Here is a 20,393-nt window from a genome sequence, read left to right as displayed (position 1 = left end):
CCATGCTGGCAAAGCTCACGGGTTGGTTGTTGTTGGGGGTCGTCCGCTTGCTCACGGGGGCCCAGGCACGCTGGTATGGCTGTCCGCCGAAGGCCGAGCAGCGCATCTATTTCGCCAACCACCAGAGCCACGCCGACCTCGTGATGATCTGGGCCGCGCTGCCAGAGGAACTGCGCAGCATCACGCGGCCCATTGCGGCGCGCGACTACTGGGCCAACACGCCGTTCAAGCGCTGGATCACGACCGAGGTGTTCAACGCGGTGTATGTGGAGCGCGCGGCCACCGCGCCGACCGCAGCCGCGCAAACGGCAGCCACGCCAGAACCCGAGGCGCCTCCGCCGCCCGCACGAAATGCCATTGCGGCGCGGGCCGAACGCATCGAGCCGTCGATGGAACCACTGCTGCCGATGGAGCCGGCGGCTCCGCTCATGGTCGACGTCGTCCCCGAAGCCTTCGATGAAGCGCAAGGGCGGCTCGACCTTCCCGCTCCACCGCCTCCGCCCCCGGCCGCACCGCCTGCCCTGCCGCCGGCCGCGGAACCGGAGCCGCCCGCTGCAACTGTCGCCTCCGATCCGCTGGCACCGCTGGTCGAGGCGCTGCGCAGCGGCGACTCGATCATCATCTTTCCAGAAGGCACGCGCGGCCACACCGGGGAGCCGCAGAAGTTCAAGTCGGGCCTCTACACGCTCGCGACGATGTTTCCCGAGGTGGTGCTGGTGCCCGCGTGGATCGACAACGTGCAGCGCGTCATGCCCAAGGGCGAGATCGTGCCGGTGCCGATCCTGTGTTCCGTCACGTTCGGTGCGCCGATTCGCGTCGAAGAAGCCGAAGAGCGCCGTCCTTTCCTCGATCGCGCACGTGCCGCCGTGATCGCATTGCGCGACGTCTGAGCGGAACCTTGCGATGAACCAGTTCCTGCGCAGCCTCACACCGACCCAGCAGGTCGCGGCCCTTTTTCTCATTGTCTTCGGCCTGCTCGTGATCGTGAGCACCACGGCCTTCTTCCTGACCTTCAGGGAACGGCGCAACCCCGTGCACGACGCCGCGTGGCAAGCCGAGTTGGCGCACTACCGCAAACTGCTGGGCACCACCTGGTTCATGGTGATCGTGTTCTGGGTCGGCTGGGCCTTGGGCGAAAAGGTCGCTACCGTGCTGTTCGCGCTCATCGCCTTTTTTGCGCTGCGCGAATTCATCACGCTCTCGCCAACGCGGCGGGGCGACCATCGCAGCTTGATCCTGGCGTTCTTCGTGGTCCTGCCGATCCAGTTCTGGCTCGTGGCCACCGCGCGCTTCGACCTGTTCACCGTGTTCATTCCGGTCTACGTGTTCCTCGCGATCCCGGTCGCGAGCGCGCTGGCCGACGACCCCAGCCATTTTCTCGAGCGCAATGCCAAGCTGCAGTGGGGCATCATGGTCTGCGTCTACGGCATGAGCCATGTGCCGGCGCTGCTGCTACTGAGCTTTCCGGGCTACGAGGGCAAGAGCGCCTTTCTCGTCTTCTTCCTGGTGTTCGTGGTGCAGACCTCGGTGCTGGTGCAGCACGTCATTTCGCGCCGCACGCAGCGCAAGCCCTTTGCGCCCAATGTGAGCCGCAGCTTCAACTGGACCAGCTGGGGTATCGGCATCGTGGTGGCCAGCCTGGTGGGCGCGCTGTTCTCGTTCATCACGCCTTTCAAGTTTGGCCAGGCCCTCGCGGTGTCCGTCATCGCCTGCATCGCCGGCTCGATGGGCCACCTTGTGATGAAGGCGCTCAAGCGTGACCGCGGCATTCCCAACTGGGGCAAGAAGGGCGTGGGCGTCACGGGTGCGAACGGCCTGCTCGACCGTGTCGATGCGCTGTGCTTCGCGGCGCCCATTTTCTTTCACTCGATCCGCTGGTACTTCAACGTCTGACATGCGCATTCTCGGCATCGACCCCGGCCTTCTGACCACCGGCTTCGGCGTGGTGGATGCGGACGGCCATGCGCTGCGCTATGTCGCGAGCGGCACCATCAGCACGCGGCACCTGGGCAGCGGAAATCTTCCGGCGCGCCTCAAGGTGCTGTTCGACGGCATCGCCGAAATCACCGCGCGCTACCAGCCCGATGCCTCGGCGGTCGAGATCATCTTCGTCAACGTCAACCCGCAATCGACGCTGCTGCTGGGCCAGGCGCGCGGCGCCTGCGTGACCTCGCTGGTGAACAGCAATCTCACGGTGGCCGAATACACGGCCCTGCAGATGAAGAAGGCGGTGGCCGGCCACGGCCAGGCCGCCAAGGCACAGGTGCAGGAGATGGTGAAGCGGCTGCTCGACCTGCCGGGGCTGCCCGGCGCCGATGCGGCCGACGCACTGGGCATTGCCATCACGCATGCGCAGGTGGGCCGCTCGATGGCCCGGTTGGCCGAGGCTGCGGAGCTGTCGAAGACGCACGCCGGCACCTACCGGCAGGGACGTTCGCGGTAGTGAGAGCCCCCGGCTCTCGGCGGAAAAGCCTGGCTGCTAAACCACCCGCTCCGCGATCAGCACCGCGAAGAAGCCGAACGCCGCCAGCAGCGTCCACTTGAGAACGATCCAGCCGAAGCGCCGGTACTTGACCTGGCCAGTTCCCGCATAGAACGCGAACGACACGCCCGCCACCAGCAGAAGCAGCAGGATGGCCCAACGGAAGAGAAGCATCGGCCGAACGCGCCCTACCAGGCCCGCGCGACTTCGCCGAAACCGCGCGGTGCGCGCTTCTCGTCTTCGAAGGTCACGACCTCGTAGGCGTCGCTGTTCGCCAGCAGTTCGCGCAGCAGCTTGTTGTTGAGCGCATGGCCCGATCGGAACGCGGTGTAGGCCGCGAGCAGCGGCTTGCCGATGATGTACAGGTCGCCCATGGCGTCCAGGATCTTGTGCTTCACGAACTCGTCGTCGTAGCGCAAGCCACCTGCATTGAGCACCTTGGTGTCGTCCATCACGATGGCATTGTCGAGCCCGCCGCCGAGCGCCAGGCCCTTGCTGCGCATGTATTCGACCTCTTTGGTGAAGCCGAAGGTGCGCGCGCGTGCAATGTCGCGGCTGTAGGAATCCTTGCCGAGATCGAACTCCACGCGCTGGCCGGTGGAATTGACCACGCGATGATCGAAGTCGATCTCGAAGCTCAGCTTGTAGCCGTGGTACGGCTCCAGGCTCGCCCACTTCTCGTTGGCGCCTTCGCCCTCGCGCACCTCGACCTTGCGGGTCACGCGGATGAAGCGGCGGGGTGCCTTCTGCAGCTCGATGCCCGCGCTTTGGAGCAGGAATACGAAGGACGAGGCCGATCCGTCGAGGATCGGCACTTCGTCGGCCGTGATGTCGATGTAGAGGTTGTCGATGCCGAGCCCGGCGCAGGCCGACATCAGGTGTTCGACCGTCTGCACCTTTGCGCCGCCGGTCGAGACCGTGGAAGCCAGGCGCGTGTCGGTCACCGCTTCGGCGGTCATGCGGATGTCGACCGGCTCGGACAGGTCGACGCGCCGGAACACGATGCCAGTGTCCGCGGGAGCGGGGCGCAGCGTCAGCTCCACGCGTTGTCCGCTGTGAAGCCCCACGCCCACGGCGCGGCTGATCGACTTGAGGGTTCGTTGTTGCAGCACGCGAAGGATTTTAGGCGCGCCACGCGAATGGCGGCCTATTCCCCTCGCTATGGCACCGATAGACATAGGTTCTATTTCAAGCGCCCGATGATGGACGCAAAGGGCACGAAGCGGACGCAGCGCCTAGAGCCGGCAGAAGTCCCTTTCAGGTCTTCCCCGTACCCCTTGCGAACCTTCGTGCCCTCTGCGTTCGGTGGCCTGGCGTCAATCAGCTTGACGGCGCAGGAATGCGGGAATCTCGAAGTCGTCCATGCCGCCCGAAGACAGCGCGTCTACCTTGGCGGCAGCCATCGTGCGGTTGGTGCGCCACACGCTGGGCACCGCCATGCCGTCGTAGTTCGGCTGGCTCACGCTGTGGCCGCCGTGGCCTGCATGGCCCGTGCCAAGCGTCGGCACGTTGAACGGGATGTTGTCGGTGCCGGTACGGATCACTTCGAGCGTCGGTGCCTGACGGCGCGCATCGGCGCGCGAGAGACCGGTGGCGACCACCGTCACGCGCATCTGGTCGCCCAGGCTTTCGTCGTAGGCGGCGCCGTAGATCACGTGCGCGTCGGGCGAGGCGTAGGCGCGGATGGTGTTCATCGCAAGCTTCGACTCGTTCAGCTTCAGCGAACCCTTCGAGGCGGTCACCAGCACCAGCACGCCCTTGGCGCCCGAGAGGTCGATGCCTTCTAGCAGCGGGCAGGCCACGGCCTGTTCGGCGGCGATGCGCGCGCGGTCCGGACCGGCAGCGGCGGCCGTGCCCATCATGGCCTTGCCGGGCTCGCCCATCACGGTGCGCACGTCTTCGAAGTCGACGTTCACGCCGCCGTACTCGTTGATGATTTCCGAGATGCCACCGACGGCGTTCTTGAGCACGTCGTTGGCGTGCGCGAAGGCTTCGTCCTGGGTGATGTCCTCGCCCAGCACGTCGAGCAGCTTCTCGTTGAGCACCACGATCAGCGAGTCGACGTTGGCTTCGAGCTCGGCCAGGCCGGCGTCGGCGTTGGTCATGCGGCGGCCGCCTTCCCAGTCGAAGGGCTTGGTCACCACGCCCACGGTGAGGATGCCCATCTCCTTGGCAACGCGCGCAATCACGGGTGCGGCGCCGGTGCCGGTGCCGCCGCCCATGCCAGCCGTGATGAACAGCATGTGCGCGCCGTCGATGGCGGCGCGGATGTCGTCCACTGCGAGCTCGGCCGCTTCACGACCCTTGTCCGGCTTGCTGCCCGCGCCGAGGCCGCTGGTGCCCAGCTGGATGATCTTGTGGGCATTGCTGCGCTGGAGCGCCTGCGCGTCGGTATTGGCGCAAACGAACTGCACGCCCTGCACGCCACGTTCCATCATGTGCGCGACGGCATTGCCGCCGCCGCCGCCGACACCAATCACCTTGATCTGAGTGCCTTGATTGAATTCTTCGACTTCGATCATTTCGATGGTCATTTCTAACTCCTTGAATTTGCAGTTGCCGTTGTGTATGTATGAATCTTTTAAATGTCTTGACGTGTTCAACGAAGCTGTCGTCGCGGCGGTGGACCTGTGCGCCGCCATCGCTCGTTGAAATGCAAGGGCGGACCGCCGCGTGCGAGCCAGAGTGGGGAGTGGTTCATGGTCAGAAGTTCCCCACGATGAAGTCCTTGAAACGTCCGAACGCAGTCTTTACGGATCCGTTCTTCTGCGCGACCTTGAAGCCGCGCATGCGTGCGAAGCGCGCTTCCTCGAGCAAGCCCATCACCGTGGCGGCGCGCGGCTGCGCCACCATGTCGGAGAGCGCGCTTGAATACTTCGGAATGCCGCGCCGCACCGGCTTCAGGAAGATGTCCTCGCCAAGCTCGACCATGCCGGGCATCACCGCGCTGCCGCCCGTGAGCACCACGCCCGACGACAGCACCTCTTCGTAGCCCGACTCGCGCACCACCTGCTGCACCAGCGAAAAGATCTCTTCGATGCGCGGCTCGATCACGCCCGCCAGCGCCTGCTTGCTCAACATGCGCGGGCCGCGGTCGCCGAGGCCAGGCACTTCCACCTGCTGGTCCGGATCGGCCAGCAATTGCTTGGCGTAGCCGCTCTCGACCTTGATGTCTTCGGCGTCCTTGGTGGGCGTGCGCAGCGCCATCGCGATGTCGCTCGTGATCAGGTCGCCCGCGATCGGGATCACGGCCGTGTGGCGGATCGCACCGTTGGTGAAGATGGCCACGTCGGTGGTGCCCGCGCCGATGTCGACCAGCACCACGCCAAGCTCGCGCTCGTCCTCGGTCAGCACCGCTTGGCTCGAGGCCAGCGGGTTCAGCATGAGCTGGTCGACCTCCAGGCCGCAGCGGCGCACGCACTTGATGATGTTCTCGGCCGCGCTCTGCGCACCGGTCACGATGTGTACCTTGGCCTCCAGCCGCATGCCGCTCATGCCGATCGGCTCCTTCACGTCCTGGCCGTCGATCACGAACTCCTGCGGTTCCACCAGCAACAGGCGCTGGTCGCTCGAGATGTTGATGGCGCGCGCGGTTTCCACCACGCGGGCCACGTCGGCCGGCGTGACTTCCTTGTCCTTCACCGCCACCATGCCGCTCGAATTGATGCCGCGGATGTGGCTGCCGGTAATGCCGGTGTAGACGCGGCTGATCTTGCAGTCGGCCATCAGCTCGGCCTCCTTCAAGGCCTGCTGGATGCTCTGCACCGTGGCGTCGATGTTCACCACCACGCCGCGCTTGAGGCCGTTGCTCGGCGCAATGCCGAGGCCGGCGAGCTTGAGTTCGCCGCCGGGCAGCACCTCGGCCACCACGACCATCACCTTGGCAGTGCCGATGTCGAGTCCGACAACCAGGTCTTTGTATTCTTTGGGCATTGAATGTCCTCGGTATTCGCTATTTATTTCTTCTTGGCCTTGGGCTCGGTCACGACCGTGGTGACGCCGCGAAGACGCAGCGCATAGGCGTCGTTGTGGCGCAGGTCGGCCCCCTCGACGTCCGCCGCGGTGCGGTGGTATTGGCCCGCGACCTGGGTCACGGTTTTCAGGAAACGCTGCGCGCGGGCCGCCACCTCTTCGGGCTGCCCGCGGCCAAGCTCGATGTCCGCACCGGTATCGAGCGCCACCTTCCAACTCCCCCGGCTCGACAGCGTGAGCTCTTCCACGCCGAAGTCGTAGGGCTGGAAGATCGGCGCCAGCACGCGGTACATGCCCAGCACCTGGCCAGCCTGCTCAACGGGTCCATCGAGCCGCGGCAGTCGGTCGTCGACCTCGGCCACATTGGCGTCGAACACCTCGCCAAAGCCGTTGATCAGCTTGGAGCCCGCCTCGTCGCCCCAGGTGGCCACCGGCACCTGCTCGGTGAGGGTCACGCGCAGCTTGTTCGGAAACTCGCGCCGCACCACCGCCTTGCGCACCCATGGCACCGATTCGAACGCCGTGCGCGCGCGCGCCAGGTCGACGGTGAAGAAGTTGCCGGCCAGTTGCGGCGCGACGTTGGCGCGCAGCGTCACGGCGTTGTTGTGCGTCACGTCGCCGTCGACCTTGATGCCGCCGATCGGAAAGAAAGGCTGGCGCAGCACCCACCATGCGCCCGCCGCCAGCAGCATGAGCGCCACCACCACGAACGCCAGGTTCGAGACGATGTTCATGAGCTTGACGTCGAAGGGCACGGGAATGCTGTCGGCCATGGCTATTGCGCTCCCCCCGTGGCGTCCAGCGAAGCCGAGGCCAGCACGCGCAGGCACAAGTCTTCGTAGGCAATGCCCGCCGCGCGAGCCGACATCGGCACCAGCGAATGGCCGGTCATGCCGGGAGAGGTGTTCATCTCGAGCAGGAAAGGCTTGCGGTCGCTCGCGCGGATCATCACGTCGGCGCGGCCCCAGCCGCGGCAGCCGAGCGTGTGGTACGCGGCCAGCGTGATGCGCTGGATCTCGTGTTCCTCGGCTTCGGGCAGGCCACTCGGGCATTGGTACTTCACGTCGTCGGTGAAGTATTTGTTCTGGTAGTCGTAGGCGCCTTGGGGCGCGGCGATGCGCACCACGGGCAGCGCGCGCGCATCGAGTCCCTGGCCGAGCACGGCGCAGGTCACTTCCTCGCCTTCGATGAATTCCTCGCACAGCACGTCGGCGTCGTACTTGGCCGACAGTGTCACGGCGTCCTGCATCTGCGAATAACCCTCGACCTTGGTCACGCCGATCGACGAACCCTCGCGCGGCGGCTTCACGATCAGCGGCAGGCCCAGCACGTCGGGCACCGCCCTCACCTGCTCGCGGCTCTGCTGGTCGAAAGCCAGGCGCACGTACTTGGGCGTCGGCAAGCCGTCGGCCTGCCAGATGCGCTTGGTCATGACCTTGTCCATGGCCACGCTCGACGCCATCACGCCCGAGCCGGTGTAGGGAATGCCCAGCAGTTCGAGCGCGCCCTGCACCGTGCCGTCTTCGCCATGCCGCCCATGCAGGGCGATGAAGCAGCGCGCGAAGCCTTCGCGCCGAAGCTCGACCAGGTCGCGCTCCGACGGATCGAAGGCATGCGCATCGACGCCGCGCGAGCGCAGCGCCTCGAGCACGCCCGTGCCGGACATGATCGAGATTTCGCGTTCGGCGGAGCTTCCACCGAACAGCACGGCCACCTTGCCGAAAAGTTTTGGATCCTGAAGGCTCATGGCGTAACCCCCGCGCCGCTCGCCGCGGCCGCAATTTCAACGACCCTGCCCGGCACCGCACCAATGGAGCCCGCGCCCATGCAAAGCACCACGTCGCCGTCGCGCGCGTTGTCCAGAATGGCTTGCGGCATCGCATTGATGTCGTCGACGAATACCGGCTCCACCTTGCCCGCCACGCGCAGTGCGCGCGCCAGCGTGCGGCCGTTGGCGGCCACGATGGGCGGCTCGCCGGCGGCGTACACCTCGCCCAGCAGCACCGCGTCGGCATTGCCGATGACCTTGACGAAGTCCTCGAAGCAGTCGCGCGTGCGGGTGTAGCGGTGCGGCTGGAAAGCCAGCACCAGCCGGCGCCCCGGGAACGCGCCGCGCGCGGCGGCGATGGTCGCGGCCATCTCGACCGGGTGATGGCCGTAGTCGTCGATCACGGTAAAGCTGCCGGGCTGAGCCCCCTGCACCGCCACCTCGCCATAGCTCTGGAAGCGGCGGCCCACGCCCTTGAAGCCGGCCAGCCCGCGTTGCACTGCCTCGTCGGGAACGCCCAGTTCGACCGCCACGGCGATCACCGACAGCGCGTTGCGCACGTTGTGCTCGCCCGGCAGGTTCAGCACGATGGGCAGGTCGGGCAACGTGACGCCGTTGCGCCGCTGCGCCGTGAAATGCATCTGCCCGCCCACCGCACGAACGTCGACTGCGCGCACCTGGGCGCCTTCGTCGAAGCCGTAGCTGGTGACCGGGCAGGTGACGTGGCCCATGATGTCGCGCACTGCGGGATCGTCGGTGCACAAGATGGCCACGCCATAGAACGGCATGCGGTGCAGGAAATCGACGAAGGCTTTCTTGAGCTTTTCGAAGTCGTGCCCGTAGGTTTCCATGTGGTCGGCATCGATGTTCGTGACCACCGCCATGACGGGCAGCAGGTTCAGGAACGAGGCGTCCGATTCGTCGGCCTCCACCACGATGTAGTCGCCACTGCCGAGCTGCGCATTGGCGCCGGCACTGTTGAGCCGCCCGCCGATGACGAAGGTCGGATCGAGCCCGGCGGCGTCGAGCACGCTGGCCACGAGGCTCGTGGTGGTGGTCTTGCCGTGCGTGCCCGCAATCGCGATGCCCTGCTTCAGGCGCATCAGCTCGGCCAGCATCATGGCGCGCGGCACCACTGGAATGCGCTTCTCGCGCGCAGCCAGCACTTCGGGGTTGTCCGACTGCACGGCGGTGGACGTGACGACCGCATCCGCGCCGTCGATGTGCGCCGCCGCATGGCCCACGAAGGTGCCGATGCCCAGGCCCGCGAGCCGGCGCAGCGTCGCGCTGTCGGCCAGGTCGGAGCCGGTGATGCGGTAGCCGAGGTTGAACAGGACCTCGGCAATGCCGCTCATGCCCGAGCCGCCGATGCCGACGAAGTGAATATGACGAATCGCGTGCTTCATTTGGCAAGCTCCTCGCAGGCGCGGACGACGGCCTCGACCGCTTCGGTCTTCTGCATGGTTTTGGCCTTGGTGGCCCGTTCGATCAGCGCAGTGCGCTCGGTTTTCTGTAGCAAGTCAGCCAGCAATTCAGGTGTGAGGTCGGTCTGCTGCACCAGCCAGCCGCCGCCCGCGTCGACGAGGAAGCGCGCGTTGGTGGTCTGGTGGTCGTCGACCGCCGATGGAAAAGGCACGAACAGCGCTGCTGCGCCGACGGCCGCGATTTCTGTGACGGTGCTGGCCCCGGCGCGCGCGACGATGATGTCGGCGTCGGCATAGGCCTGCGCGGTGTCTTCGATGAACGGCGTGAGCTCGCCTTCGACACCGGCCGCCGCGTAGTTGGCGCGCAGTTCATCGATCTGCTTGGCGCCGCTCTGGTGCAGCACCTGCGGACGCGTGCCCGGCTCGATGCGCGCGAGCGCCTGCGGCACCACGGTGTTGAGGCCGCGCGCGCCGAGGCTGCCGCCTACCACCAGCAACTTGAGCGGCCCGGTACGGCCTGCGAAGCGCACGGCCGGATCGGGTTGCGACGTGAACGCCGCGCGCAGAGGATTGCCCACCCACTGTGCCTTCTTGAGCACGTTGGGAAAGGCCGTGAACACGCGATCGGCCACGCCCGCCAGCACCTTGTTGGCAAGCCCGGCCACAGAGTTCTGTTCGTGCAGCACCAGCGGCTTGTTGAGCAGCACGCCCATCATTCCGCCCGGAAAGGTGATGTAGCCACCCAGGCCCACCACCACGTCGGGCTTGACGCGGCGCACCACGCCCATGCTCTGCCAGAAGGCGCGCAAGAGGCGCAGCGGAAGCAGGAACAGCGTGAGCGGACCTTTGCCGCGCACGCCGCCGAACTGGACCGGCTCGAAGGCGAAGCCGCGCGGCGCCACCAGTTTTTCTTCCATGCTGCCTGGCACGCCCAGCCAGTGCACGCGCCAGCCGCGGTCGCGCAGCGCCTCGGCGACCGCGAGTCCCGGAAAGATGTGGCCGCCCGTGCCGCCGGCCATGACGAGTGCGGTGCGCCCGGTCATACGCGGCCTCCCCGCATGAGCACGCGGTTCTCATAGTCGATCCGCAGCACCACAGCGAGCGCCACCAGGTTCATCAGGATGGCCGAACCGCCGAAGCTCATCAGCGGCAAGGTCAGCCCCTTGGTCGGCAGTGCGCCAAGGTTCACGCCCATGTTGATGAAGGCCTGGAAACCGATCCACACCCCCACGCCCTGGGCGACGAGACCCGAGAACACGCGATCGAGCGCAATCGCCTGGCGACCGATGTGCATGATGCGGCGGGTCAGCCAGAGGAACATGCCGATGATCAGCAGCACGCCGACGAGGCCGAACTCTTCGCCGATCACGGCCAGCAGGAAGTCGGTGTGCGCCTCGGGCAGCCAGTGCAGCTTCTCGACGCTCCCGCCCAGGCCCACGCCGAAGATCTCGCCGCGGCCGATGGCGATCAGCGAGTGCGAGAGCTGGTAGCCCTTGCCCAGGGCGTGCTCTTCGCTCCACGGATCGAGATACGCAAAGATGCGCTCGCGCCGCCATGGGCTGGTCGCGACGATGGTGCCGAAGGCCACCACCACCAGCGCGGCAATCACGAAGAACATGCGCGCGTTCACGCCGCCCAGGAACAAGATGCCCATGGCGATCACGGCAATCACCATGAAGGCGCCCATGTCAGGCTCGGCCATCACCAGCATGCCCACCACCACCACCGCGATGCCCATCGGCAGCACGGCGCGGAAGAAGCGCTCCTTGATCTCCATCTTGCGCACCATGTAGCTGGCGGCGTAGAGCACCATCGCGAGCTTGGCCAGCTCCGACGGCTGGAAGCGCATGAAGCCGAGCGGCAGCCAGCGCCGCGCACCGTTCACGTTGATGCCGACGTGCGGAATGAGCACCGCCACCAAGAGCAGCAGCGAGGCGACGAAGAGCCAGGGCGCGGCGCGCTCCCATGTCTTCATCGGGATCTGGAAGGCGAGCAGCGCCGCGATGAACGCGAACACCACCGAGGCCGCATGCCGGGTGAGGAAGAACGAGGCGCTGTAGCCGGCACGCGCGAAGCGCGGGTTGTCGGGCAGCGCGATCGAGGCCGAATACACCATCACCAGACCCCAGGTGAGCAGCGCGACGGTGACCCACACCAGCGCCTGGTCGAAGCCCAGCACGCGCATCGGCGCGGCCTTGGTCTGCGTGATGCCGGCGCCGCCCAGCCGCACCGGCAGGTGCACGGGCAGCGAATCGATGCCGCTGCGCGCGCGCTTGAACCAGCCACCGAAGCGGCTGGTCTTTGCGTTGGGCGTGGCGCCGGCGGCTGCAGTGTTCAAACCGGGTCTCCCGAAGAAAAATCGGCATCGTTGGACGAAGCCGCTTCGCGCGGCTCGTCCGCAAGCGCTTGCACGGCCTCGCGGAACACCGCCGCGCGATGTTCGTAGTCCTTGAACATGTCGAAGCTCGCACAGGCCGGTGACAGCAGCACGGCATCACCGGGGTTGGCGCGCATGGCCGCGAGCTTGACGGCCTCTTCCATCGAGCCGGCATGCATCAGCGAGACGCCGGTGGCGGCCAGGGCCTGTTCGATCAGCGGTGCATCGCGGCCGATGAGCACCACGGCGCGCGCGTACTGGCGCACGGGCTCGGCAAGCGGCTCGAAGTCTTGCCCCTTGCCTTCGCCGCCCAGAATGACGACGACGCGGCGGTCTTCGCCAAGGCCGCTCAATGCGGCCACCGTGGCGCCCACGTTGGTGCCCTTGCTGTCGTCGAAGTATTCGACATCTTCCACCAGCGCGATCGGCTCGACGCGATGCGGCTCGCCGCGGTATTCGCGCAGGCCATAGAGCATGGGGCCGAGCGGGCAATCGGCGGCGCTGGCCAGCGCGAGCGCCGCCAATGCGTTCATGGCGTTGTGGCGTCCGCGGATGCGCAGCGCATCGGCGGGCAACAGGCGCTGCAGGAAGATCTCCTCTTCGACCACGGCGCCGCGCTTGCGCTTCTGCGTCTCGTCGGCTTCCAGCGCGCGCACAAGCCAGGTCATGCCGTTGACGCGCTCGATGCCGTAGTCGCCGGGACGCAGCGGCATCGCGCTGCCGAAGGTGACGTGGGTGCGGATCTGCGGGCGCTGCAGCTTCACCTTGATGGGCGCAGGCAACATCGCCATCACGCCTGGGTCGTCGCGGTTGAGCACCATGAGGCCCTTCGCGCCGAAGATGCGCGACTTGGCCGATGCGTACGACGGCATGTCGCCATGCCAGTCGAGATGGTCCTGCGTGAGGTTGAGCACCGTCGCGGCGGTCGGCTCGAAGCCCTGCACGCCGTCGAGCTGGAAGCTCGAGAGTTCGAGCACCCAGACATCCGGAAGCGTCTGTGCGTCGATGTGCGCGGCCAGCGTATCGAGCAACGTGGGGCCGATGTTCCCCGCCACGGCCACACTCTTGCCCGCGCGCTCGACCAGCTGGCCGGTCAGCGAGGTGACGGTGGTCTTGCCATTGGTGCCCGTGACGGCGAGCACCGCTGGGGTGTAGCCCTTCGGTGCTGGGGGTTCCTCGATCGGCACCAGCGGGAGCTGGGGCGTGGGCTCTTCCTCGACGGCCGCGGAGGCTGGGTTGGAGGCCGCGAACTCGGCGATCTTGGCGACGAACTCGGCCGCTTCCCTGGCCGCGGTAGGAACGTAAGGCTTGCCGGTGCTCGGCAGCCGTGAAACGGTGACAGGCGCCGGCGCTGCCGCTTCCAGGTTTTCTGGCGTGTCTGCCGACGGTGCGGCCGACGCTTCTTCCGCGGGCTGCGCCACCGGAACGCTCAGCGATGGATCACGTGCCACGGCTTCCGCCATGGCCGGAGGCGCGAGTTCGGCTTCGGTCGGCTCGGCCGTTGGCGGAGCCTCGACTGGTTCAGGCGTTTCGGGTGTTTCGGTAGCCGAGGCAGGCTCGACGGGTTCAGTCGATTCAGGCACCGGCGTCGGCTCGACCGCATCGGCGTGCTCAGGCTCGGCCTGTGCAGCTTCCGCAGGTTCGACGTCCAGGTCCAACTCGGCCTGCGCCTCTGGCTCGACAGCTTTCGCGGCGGCTTCAGCCTCGGGCTCCGCTTCCACCACCGGCAGCTCGACGGTCTGCAGATCCCGCAGCGCATGCGCGAAGAGATCCAGTTCACCGCCGACCGCGAGGCCCACGGCCCGTGCGGCATCGACCACCGGCGCGATGGTCGCGGGCGACAGGCCCGGCGAGCGGTACACCGCACGGATCGGCGTGCCTTCGATCAGCGCGGCCGAGAACGGACCGCCCATGAAGGCGACCTCGGGCAGCTCGGCCTGCAGCGTGGCAAGCGCCGGGGGCGCTTCGCGCGTGTCGGCCACGGTCACCTGCGCGCCGTGGCGTGCGCACCAGCGCGCCATCGCCAGCCCGGACGCACCGAGGCCGAGGACGAGGACGGGGAGGTCTTTCAGATGACGCATGTGCCTGTTACCGCAGCTTCAGCGTTGAAAGGCCCACGAGGCACAGCAGCATCGTGATGATCCAGAAGCGCACCACGACCTGCGTCTCGCGCCAGCCGCTTTTCTCGAAGTGGTGATGCAGCGGCGCCATCTTGAGCACGCGGCGGCCTTCGCCGTAGCGCTTCTTGGTGTACTTGAAGTACATGACCTGCGCCATCACCGAGATCGCTTCGACCACGAAGATGCCGCCCATGATGAAGAACACGATCTCCTGGCGCACGATGACCGCGATGGTGCCCAGCGCGCCGCCCAGTGCGAGCGCACCCACGTCGCCCATGAAGACCTGCGCCGGATGGGTGTTGAACCAGAGAAAGGCCAGGCCCGCGCCGGCCATGGCCGAGCAGAACACCAGCAGTTCGCCCGAGCCCGGGATGTTGGGGAACAGCAGGTACTTGGAATACACCGCGCTGCCCGTGACGTAGGCGAACACGCCCAGCGCCGAGCCCACCATCACCACCGGCATGATCGCCAGCCCGTCGAGGCCGTCGGTCAGGTTGACCGCGTTGCTCGCGCCCACGATCACCAGGTAGGTCAGGATCACGAAGCCGATACCGCCGAGCGGGTAGCTCACTTCCTTGAAGAAGGGCACCAGCAGGTTGATCTTGGGCGGAAAGTCGAGATCGAAGCCCGACTGCACCCAGGCGAAGAACAGCTGCAGCACGCGCCAGTTCGAGCTTTCCGAGATGCTGAAGAGCAGGTAGAAGCCCGCGATCAGGCCGACCACCGACTGCCAGAAATACTTCTCGCGCGAGCGCATGCCTTCCGGGTCCTTGCGCACCACCTTGCGCCAGTCGTCGACCCAGCCGATGGCGCCAAAGCCCAGCGTCACCCACAGCACGATCCACACGAAGCGGTTCGAAGCGTCGAACCACAACACGGTGGCAAAGGCGATGGCAAACAGCACCAGCACGCCGCCCATAGTGGGCGTACCGCTCTTGGTCAGGTGCGTTTCCATGCCGTAGCCGCGCACCGGCTGACCGATCTTGAGCGCGGCAAGGCGGCGGATCACGTAGGGGCCGGCCACGAGGCCGACCACCAGTGCCGTGAGCGCCGCCATCAGCGCACGGAACGTGAGGTACTGAAAAACGCGCAAGAACCCGAATTCGGGCGAGAGTGTTTGCAGCCATTGGGCCAGGCTCATCAGCATGTTGTCTTGCGCGGCTCATGCGTCATGACCGGCCTCCTTTTGTTGTTGTGATTGCTCGATGGCTTGCACCACCCGCTCCATCTTCATGAAGCGCGATCCCTTGACGAGCACGCTGGCAACCTGCGGCAGCCGCGCCAGCACCGCGGCGTTGAGCGCGTCCACATTGTCGAAATGGCGGCCATTGCCGCCGCCGTTACTGCCGCCGTTGAAAGCGGCCACGCCATGCACGGTTTCGGCGCCCAGGCCGTACAGCGCCTCGATGCCGCGCTGGCGTGCCCAGTCGCCGACCTCGGCATGGAATTCGGGTCCGCGGTTGCCGACCTCGCCCATGTCGCCGAGCACCAGCAGGCGCGGGCCCGGCAGGGCCGCGAGCACGTCGATGGCCGCGCGCACGGAATCGGGGTTGGCGTTGTAGCTATCGTCCACCAGCGTGAGCGCGTGCCCACCCGCCAGCACGACCTCGCTCGCCTTGGAGCGGCCTTTCACCGGCTCGAAAGCCGTGAGGCCTGCGCCGATGGTTTCGAGCGACACGCCCGACGCGAGCGCACAGGCGGTGGCGGCCAGCGCATTGACCACGTTGTGCCGGCCCGCGATGTGCAGGCGGGCATCGAAGTCGCCTAGCGGCGTGCGGATGCGGACCTGCCAGGCACCCTGCTGCCATTCGGCCCGAGCCAATGAAATGTCGGCATCTTCCTGCTCGCCGAAAGTCATGCAGCGGCGCATCGCACCCGAATGCGCCATGTCGCTCCACAGCGAAGTGAAAACGTCGCCGTGCGGGAACACCGCGGTTCCCTCCTCGGGCAGCGAGGCGAACACCGCGCCGTTCTCGCGCGCCACTGCCTCGACGGTGTCCATGAACTCCAGGTGCTCGCGCTGCGCGTTGTTGACCAGCGCGATGGTCGGGCGCGCAATGGCGGCCAGCCGGGCAATCTCGCCAGGGTGGTTCATGCCCAGCTCGACCACCGCATGCTGGTGCTTGGCGCGCAGGCGCAGCAGGGTGAGCGGAACGCCGATCTCATTGTTGAAATTGCCGGCCGTCGCCAGCGCGCGGTCGGCCCGAAACGCAACCAGAATGGCCGCGATCATCTGCGTGACCGTGGTCTTGCCGTTGCTGCCCGTGACCGCGATCAGCGGCAGATCGAACTGCGCGCGCCAGCCCGCGGCCAGCGCGCCGAGCGCGGCCAGCGAGTCGGGCACCTCGAGCCCCGCGAGGCCCGCGGCCTGCAGGCCGTCGTGTGCAATGGCCGCAACGGCGCCCCGTGCCTTGGCGTCGGCCAGAAATTCGTTGGCATCGAAGCGTTCGCCCTTGAGGGCCACGAACAGGTCGCCATTGGCGAGCGTGCGCGTGTCGGTGTGAACGCGGGTGATGAGCGTGGTGGGCTCGCCCACCAGGCGCGCACCGGGAATCCATTGCTGCACCTGGGCCAGCGTCAGCATGAGTGGCGTCGATTGGTTCATGCCCCACCTCGCTTCGCGAGCGCTTCGAGCGCATGGGTCCGGTCGGAGAACGGGATGCGCTGGCCGGCAATTTCCTGCCAGGCTTCGTGGCCCTTGCCGGCGATGAGCACGATGTCTTCGGGCGCAGCCTGCGCAATGGCGTCGCCGATGGCCGCGCCGCGGTCGGGCTGCACCTGGGCCGCCTCGGGACGCGAGAGGCCGAGCAGCACCTGGCTGATGATCGCGTCGGGGTTTTCGCTGCGCGGGTTGTCGCTGGTCACGATCACGCGATCGGCCTGGCGCTCAGCCACGGCAGCCATCAGCGGGCGCTTGATCGGGTCGCGGTCGCCGCCGCAGCCGAACAGGCACCAGAGGGCGCCACCGCGCTGCCGCGCCAGAGGGCGCAGGCCCGCCAGCGCCTTGTCGATCGCGTCGGGGGTGTGCGCGTAGTCGACCACCGCCAGCGGCATACCGATGCCGGTGCCCACGCGCTCCATGCGGCCCGGCACGCTGGTGAGGTTGGCGCAGGCCGCCACGGCCCGCGTCAGCGAAAGCCCCAGCGCCCGCAGTGTGCCGAGCACGCCCAGCAGATTGGCCACGTTGTACTGTCCGATCAGGCCGGTCGAGATGCGCTCGACGCCCGGGATGCCGTGTTCGGCCACGGAGAACTGCAGGCCCTGAGCGCCGTAGCCGACGTCCCGCGCCATCAGCCGCGCCGGTCTGCCAGCGGCCGAGACGGTCCACACGTCGAGTGCGCCGATGCCGGCTTCGATGAGGTTCGCGCACAGGCTGGCGCCATGCACGTCGTCGATGTTGATGACCGCGGCGCGCAGGCCTGGCCAGCGGAACAGCTCGGCCTTGGCTTGCCAGTAGGCTTCCATGCTGCCGTGGTAGTCGAGGTGGTCCTGCGTGAAATTGGTGAACACGGCCACCGCGATGCGCGCGCCATCGAGCCGGCGCTCGGCAATGCCGATCGACGAGGCCTCGATGGCGCAGGCGCCGAAACCGCGTTCGACCAGGGAGCGCAGTTCGCGCTGCATCATCACCGGGTCGGGCGTGGTGAGTCCGGTGTAGGTGAGTTCCGGTGGCACGCCGATGCCCAGCGTGCCCATGACCGCGCACGGCGACGGTACGCCGCGCTCGGTCGAACCGTCAGGCTGCAACGGGCGAACACCGCCGGGCACGGCCAGCGTGGAAAGCGATTCGGCGAGCCACCAGGCGGTGGAGGTCTTGCCGTTGGTGCCGGTCACAGCCAGCAGTTCGAGTGCGGCCGAGGGGTCGTCGTAGAAGGCCGAGGCGATCGGGCCAGTGGCGGCCTTGAGCCCGGGGTAGCTGGCAATGCGGTCGTCGCCCTGGAAGTCGAAAGCCTCGACGCCATCGTGCTCGACCAGGCACGCAGCCGCGCCCTGCGCCAGCGCGGAGGCCACGTGCTTGCGTCCGTCGGTCGCGGCACCCGGCCACGCGATAAAGCCGTCGCCAGCGCTCACCGGCCGGCTGTCCGCATGCAGCGCACCCTGCACGCGCTCCTTGAGCCAGAGCGCGGCGAGCTTGGGGGAAGTGAGTGTCAGCATGCTCAGAAGCTCTCGTCGACGCCTTGCGTCATCACCAGCGGTTTGACGGCGAGATCGGGCGGAACGTTCATCATGCGCAGGGTCTGCTGCACGACTTCGCTGAACACCGGCGCGGCGGCCACGCCGCCGAAATATTGGCCGTCGCTCGGCTCGTCGATCATCACGGCCACGATGATCCGCGGCTTCTCGATCGGCGCCATGCCGGTGAACCAGGCCCGGTACTTGTTGCTTGCGTAGCCCTTGCCGACCTGCTTGTGCGCCGTGCCCGACTTGCCACCCACCGAGTAGCCGATGGTCTGCGCGCGCGTGCCGGTGCCGCCCGGCCCGGCGGCCATCTGCAGCATCTTGCGGACCGCCAGCGCATTCGATGGCGAGAACACCCGCACGCCGGCGGGCGGCTCGGCGTTCTTGAGGATGGTGACTGGAATGATGGCGCCGTCGTGCGCAAACGCGGTGTACGAATGTGCCATTTGAAACAGCGACGCCGACAGGCCGTAGCCGTAGGCCATGGTGGCTTGCTCCACCGGCTTCCAGGTCTTCCAGGGCCGCAGCCGGCCGCTCACGGCGCCGGGGAACTGGATCTGCGGCTTCTGGCCGTAGCCGAGCGCGGTGTAGGTGTCCCACATCTCGTGCGGAGACATCTTCTGCGCGATCTTGAGCGCCCCCACGTTGCTCGACTTCTGGATCACGCCCTCGACCGTGAGCGTGCCGTAGTTGTGGGTGTCGCTGATGGTGAAGCCGCCGATCTGGAAGCGGCCCGGGCCGGTTTCGATCAAGGTCGACGGCTTCACGCGGCCGGCTTCCAGCGCCATGCCGACGGTGATCGGCTTCATGGTGGAGCCGGGCTCGAAGGTGTCGGTGAGCGCGCGATTGCGCAGCTGTTCGCCGGTGAGGTTCTGGCGCTTGTCGGGCACGTAGCTCGGGTAGTTGGCCAGCGCCAGCACTTCGCCCGTGACCGCGTCGAGCACCACCACGCTGCCGGCCTTGGCCTTGCGCGCGGTCACGGCGTCGCGCAGCTTTTGATAGGCGAAAAACTGCACCTTGCTGTCGACGCTGAGCTGGATGTCCTTGCCGTCGACCGGCGGCACCTGTTCGCCCACGCCCTCGACCACGCGGCCCAGGCGGTCCTTGATGACGCGGCGCGACCCGGCCTTGCCGGCCAGGTCCTTGTTGAAGGACAGTTCGATGCCTTCCTGCCCGTTGTCCTCGACGTTGGTGAAGCCCACCACGTGCGCCGCGGCCTCGCCCTCGGGATACTGGCGCTTGTATTCCTTGCGCTGGTAGATGCCCTTGAGGTTGAGCGCGGCAATCTGCTTGGCAATGGGTTCGTCGACCTGGCGCTTGATCCAGACGAAAGTCTTGTCCTCGTCCTCGAGCTTCTTGTCGAAGTCCTTCTGCGGCATTTCGAGCAGCTTGGCCACCTGCTTGAGCTTGGCGCGCACTTCGGGGTCGTCGCGCTCGACGTCTTCCGGAATGGCCCAGATGCTCGGCGCCACCACGCTCGACGCCAGGATGAGCCCGTTGCGGTCGAGGATGCGTCCGCGGTTGGCCGGCAGTTCGAGCGTGCGTGCAAAGCGCACCTCGCCCTGCCGCTGGAAGAAGCTGTTGTTGAAGACCTGCACGTACGCAGCCCGGCCCGCCAGCACGACGAAGCCGAAGGCAATGCCCGCGACGATGAACTTGCTGCGCCAGACCGGCGTCTTGCTCGCAAGCAAGGGGCTGGTGGTGTAGCGGACGCTGCGGCGGCTCATCGCTGGGCCCTCGCGGCAGGCTTGGTCGCCGGACCCGCCGGCGGGACGGGCGGCGGCGCCACCACGGCCGGAATCACCGAGCCGTCGGGTCGCACATACTGCGTGATGGCCGGCGTGGTGGTGCGCATCTGGAGCTGCTCCTTGGCGAGCTTTTCCACCCGCAGGGGCGTGGCCTGGGCGCGCTTCTCCACCTGCAGCCGGTCGCGGTCGAGTTCGAGCCGGCGCGCCTCCTGCTGCGAACGGTCGAGCTCGGTATAGAGCTGGCGCGACAGGTATTGCGTGTGCACGAGGTAGAGCGCGGAGGCGACCACCGCGAGCATCAGGAGCAGGTTGAGGCGGGCCAT

18 protein-coding genes are annotated in these 20,393 nt (G+C 67.2%); 3 read left to right on the top strand and 15 right to left on the bottom strand.

The genetic code is table 11. The features are described 5' to 3' along the window. The first annotated feature begins 2 nt into the window (after window positions 1-2). The 3 genes from BLR24_RS24315 to ruvC are packed head-to-tail and all read left to right on the top strand — an operon-like array spanning window position 3 to window position 2,443. Entirely contained in the window at window positions 3-890 is an 888-nt protein-coding gene (locus BLR24_RS24315) for a lysophospholipid acyltransferase family protein (RefSeq protein ID WP_093021916.1), read from the top strand. A 13-nt stretch (window positions 891-903) separates the two neighbouring features. After that, window positions 904-1,893 carry a phosphatidate cytidylyltransferase gene (locus tag BLR24_RS24310; protein WP_093021913.1) on the top strand — a complete coding sequence of 330 codons (990 nt, stop codon included), beginning with the start codon at window positions 904-906 and terminating at the stop codon, window positions 1,891-1,893. 1 nt (window position 1,894) lies between these two features. Further along, window positions 1,895-2,443 (top strand): crossover junction endodeoxyribonuclease RuvC, encoded by a 549-nt coding sequence (gene ruvC / locus BLR24_RS24305; RefSeq protein ID WP_013539450.1) that lies wholly within the window; start codon window positions 1,895-1,897, stop codon window positions 2,441-2,443. A 36-nt stretch (window positions 2,444-2,479) separates the two neighbouring features. Here ruvC and BLR24_RS30800 read toward each other — a convergent pair whose 3' ends face one another. From BLR24_RS30800 to ftsL, 15 genes are all read right to left on the bottom strand, one after another. Next, window positions 2,480-2,656, bottom strand: coding sequence for a hypothetical protein (locus tag BLR24_RS30800; protein ID WP_164547854.1), 177 nt, complete (start codon window positions 2,654-2,656; stop codon window positions 2,480-2,482). 14 nt (window positions 2,657-2,670) lie between these two features. Further along, the gene (gene lpxC / locus BLR24_RS24300; RefSeq protein WP_175543340.1) at window positions 2,671-3,594 is read right to left on the bottom strand and encodes a UDP-3-O-acyl-N-acetylglucosamine deacetylase; all 924 of its coding nucleotides are present in this window, start codon (window positions 3,592-3,594) and stop codon (window positions 2,671-2,673) included. Between the two features lie 204 nt (window positions 3,595-3,798). Beyond that, entirely contained in the window at window positions 3,799-5,016 is a 1,218-nt protein-coding gene (ftsZ, locus tag BLR24_RS24295) for a cell division protein FtsZ (protein ID WP_093021907.1), read from the bottom strand. Window positions 5,017-5,185: 169 nt separating this feature from the next. After that, a complete protein-coding gene (gene ftsA / locus BLR24_RS24290) occupies window positions 5,186-6,415 on the bottom strand; it encodes a cell division protein FtsA (RefSeq protein ID WP_013539446.1) in 1,230 nt (409 codons plus the stop codon). A 23-nt stretch (window positions 6,416-6,438) separates the two neighbouring features. Then, window positions 6,439-7,227, bottom strand: coding sequence for a cell division protein FtsQ/DivIB (locus BLR24_RS24285; protein ID WP_093021903.1), 789 nt, complete (start codon window positions 7,225-7,227; stop codon window positions 6,439-6,441). Window positions 7,228-7,229: 2 nt separating this feature from the next. Further along, window positions 7,230-8,201, bottom strand: coding sequence for a D-alanine--D-alanine ligase (locus BLR24_RS24280; protein WP_093021900.1), 972 nt, complete (start codon window positions 8,199-8,201; stop codon window positions 7,230-7,232). Beyond that, window positions 8,198-9,628: a UDP-N-acetylmuramate--L-alanine ligase gene (murC, locus tag BLR24_RS24275; protein ID WP_093021897.1), complete on the bottom strand. Its 1,431-nt coding sequence runs from the start codon at window positions 9,626-9,628 to the stop codon at window positions 8,198-8,200. Before murC ends, BLR24_RS24280 begins: the two co-directional genes overlap by 4 nt. Next, a complete protein-coding gene (murG, locus tag BLR24_RS24270) occupies window positions 9,625-10,689 on the bottom strand; it encodes an undecaprenyldiphospho-muramoylpentapeptide beta-N-acetylglucosaminyltransferase (protein ID WP_093021894.1) in 1,065 nt (354 codons plus the stop codon). Before murG ends, murC begins: the two co-directional genes overlap by 4 nt. Then, window positions 10,686-11,984 carry a putative lipid II flippase FtsW gene (gene ftsW / locus BLR24_RS24265; protein ID WP_093021891.1) on the bottom strand — a complete coding sequence of 433 codons (1,299 nt, stop codon included), beginning with the start codon at window positions 11,982-11,984 and terminating at the stop codon, window positions 10,686-10,688. Before ftsW ends, murG begins: the two co-directional genes overlap by 4 nt. Further along, a complete protein-coding gene (murD, locus tag BLR24_RS24260; protein ID WP_093021888.1) occupies window positions 11,981-14,104 on the bottom strand; it encodes a UDP-N-acetylmuramoyl-L-alanine--D-glutamate ligase in 2,124 nt (707 codons plus the stop codon). The genes ftsW and murD overlap by 4 nt, the downstream gene beginning before the upstream one ends. 7 nt (window positions 14,105-14,111) lie before the next feature. After that, window positions 14,112-15,290 carry a phospho-N-acetylmuramoyl-pentapeptide-transferase gene (mraY, locus tag BLR24_RS24255; protein ID WP_093021885.1) on the bottom strand — a complete coding sequence of 393 codons (1,179 nt, stop codon included), beginning with the start codon at window positions 15,288-15,290 and terminating at the stop codon, window positions 14,112-14,114. A 15-nt stretch (window positions 15,291-15,305) separates the two neighbouring features. After that, window positions 15,306-16,748 (bottom strand): UDP-N-acetylmuramoyl-tripeptide--D-alanyl-D-alanine ligase, encoded by a 1,443-nt coding sequence (gene murF, locus BLR24_RS24250; RefSeq protein WP_093021882.1) that lies wholly within the window; start codon window positions 16,746-16,748, stop codon window positions 15,306-15,308. Continuing rightward, complete coding sequence (locus tag BLR24_RS24245) at window positions 16,745-18,298, bottom strand: Mur ligase family protein (protein ID WP_093021879.1); 1,554 nt, start codon at window positions 18,296-18,298, stop codon at window positions 16,745-16,747. The genes murF and BLR24_RS24245 overlap by 4 nt, the downstream gene beginning before the upstream one ends. A gap of 2 nt (window positions 18,299-18,300) precedes the next feature. After that, a complete protein-coding gene (locus tag BLR24_RS24240; RefSeq protein ID WP_093021876.1) occupies window positions 18,301-20,049 on the bottom strand; it encodes a peptidoglycan D,D-transpeptidase FtsI family protein in 1,749 nt (582 codons plus the stop codon). After that, entirely contained in the window at window positions 20,046-20,393 is a 348-nt protein-coding gene (ftsL, locus tag BLR24_RS24235) for a cell division protein FtsL (RefSeq protein WP_093021873.1), read from the bottom strand. Before ftsL ends, BLR24_RS24240 begins: the two co-directional genes overlap by 4 nt.

This window comes from Variovorax sp. OV700 (assembly GCF_900099805.1).
Classification (GTDB): domain Bacteria; phylum Pseudomonadota; class Gammaproteobacteria; order Burkholderiales; family Burkholderiaceae_C; genus Variovorax.
Note: the sequence above shows the minus strand (reverse complement) of the source record. Positions and strands in the feature narration are given on the sequence as shown.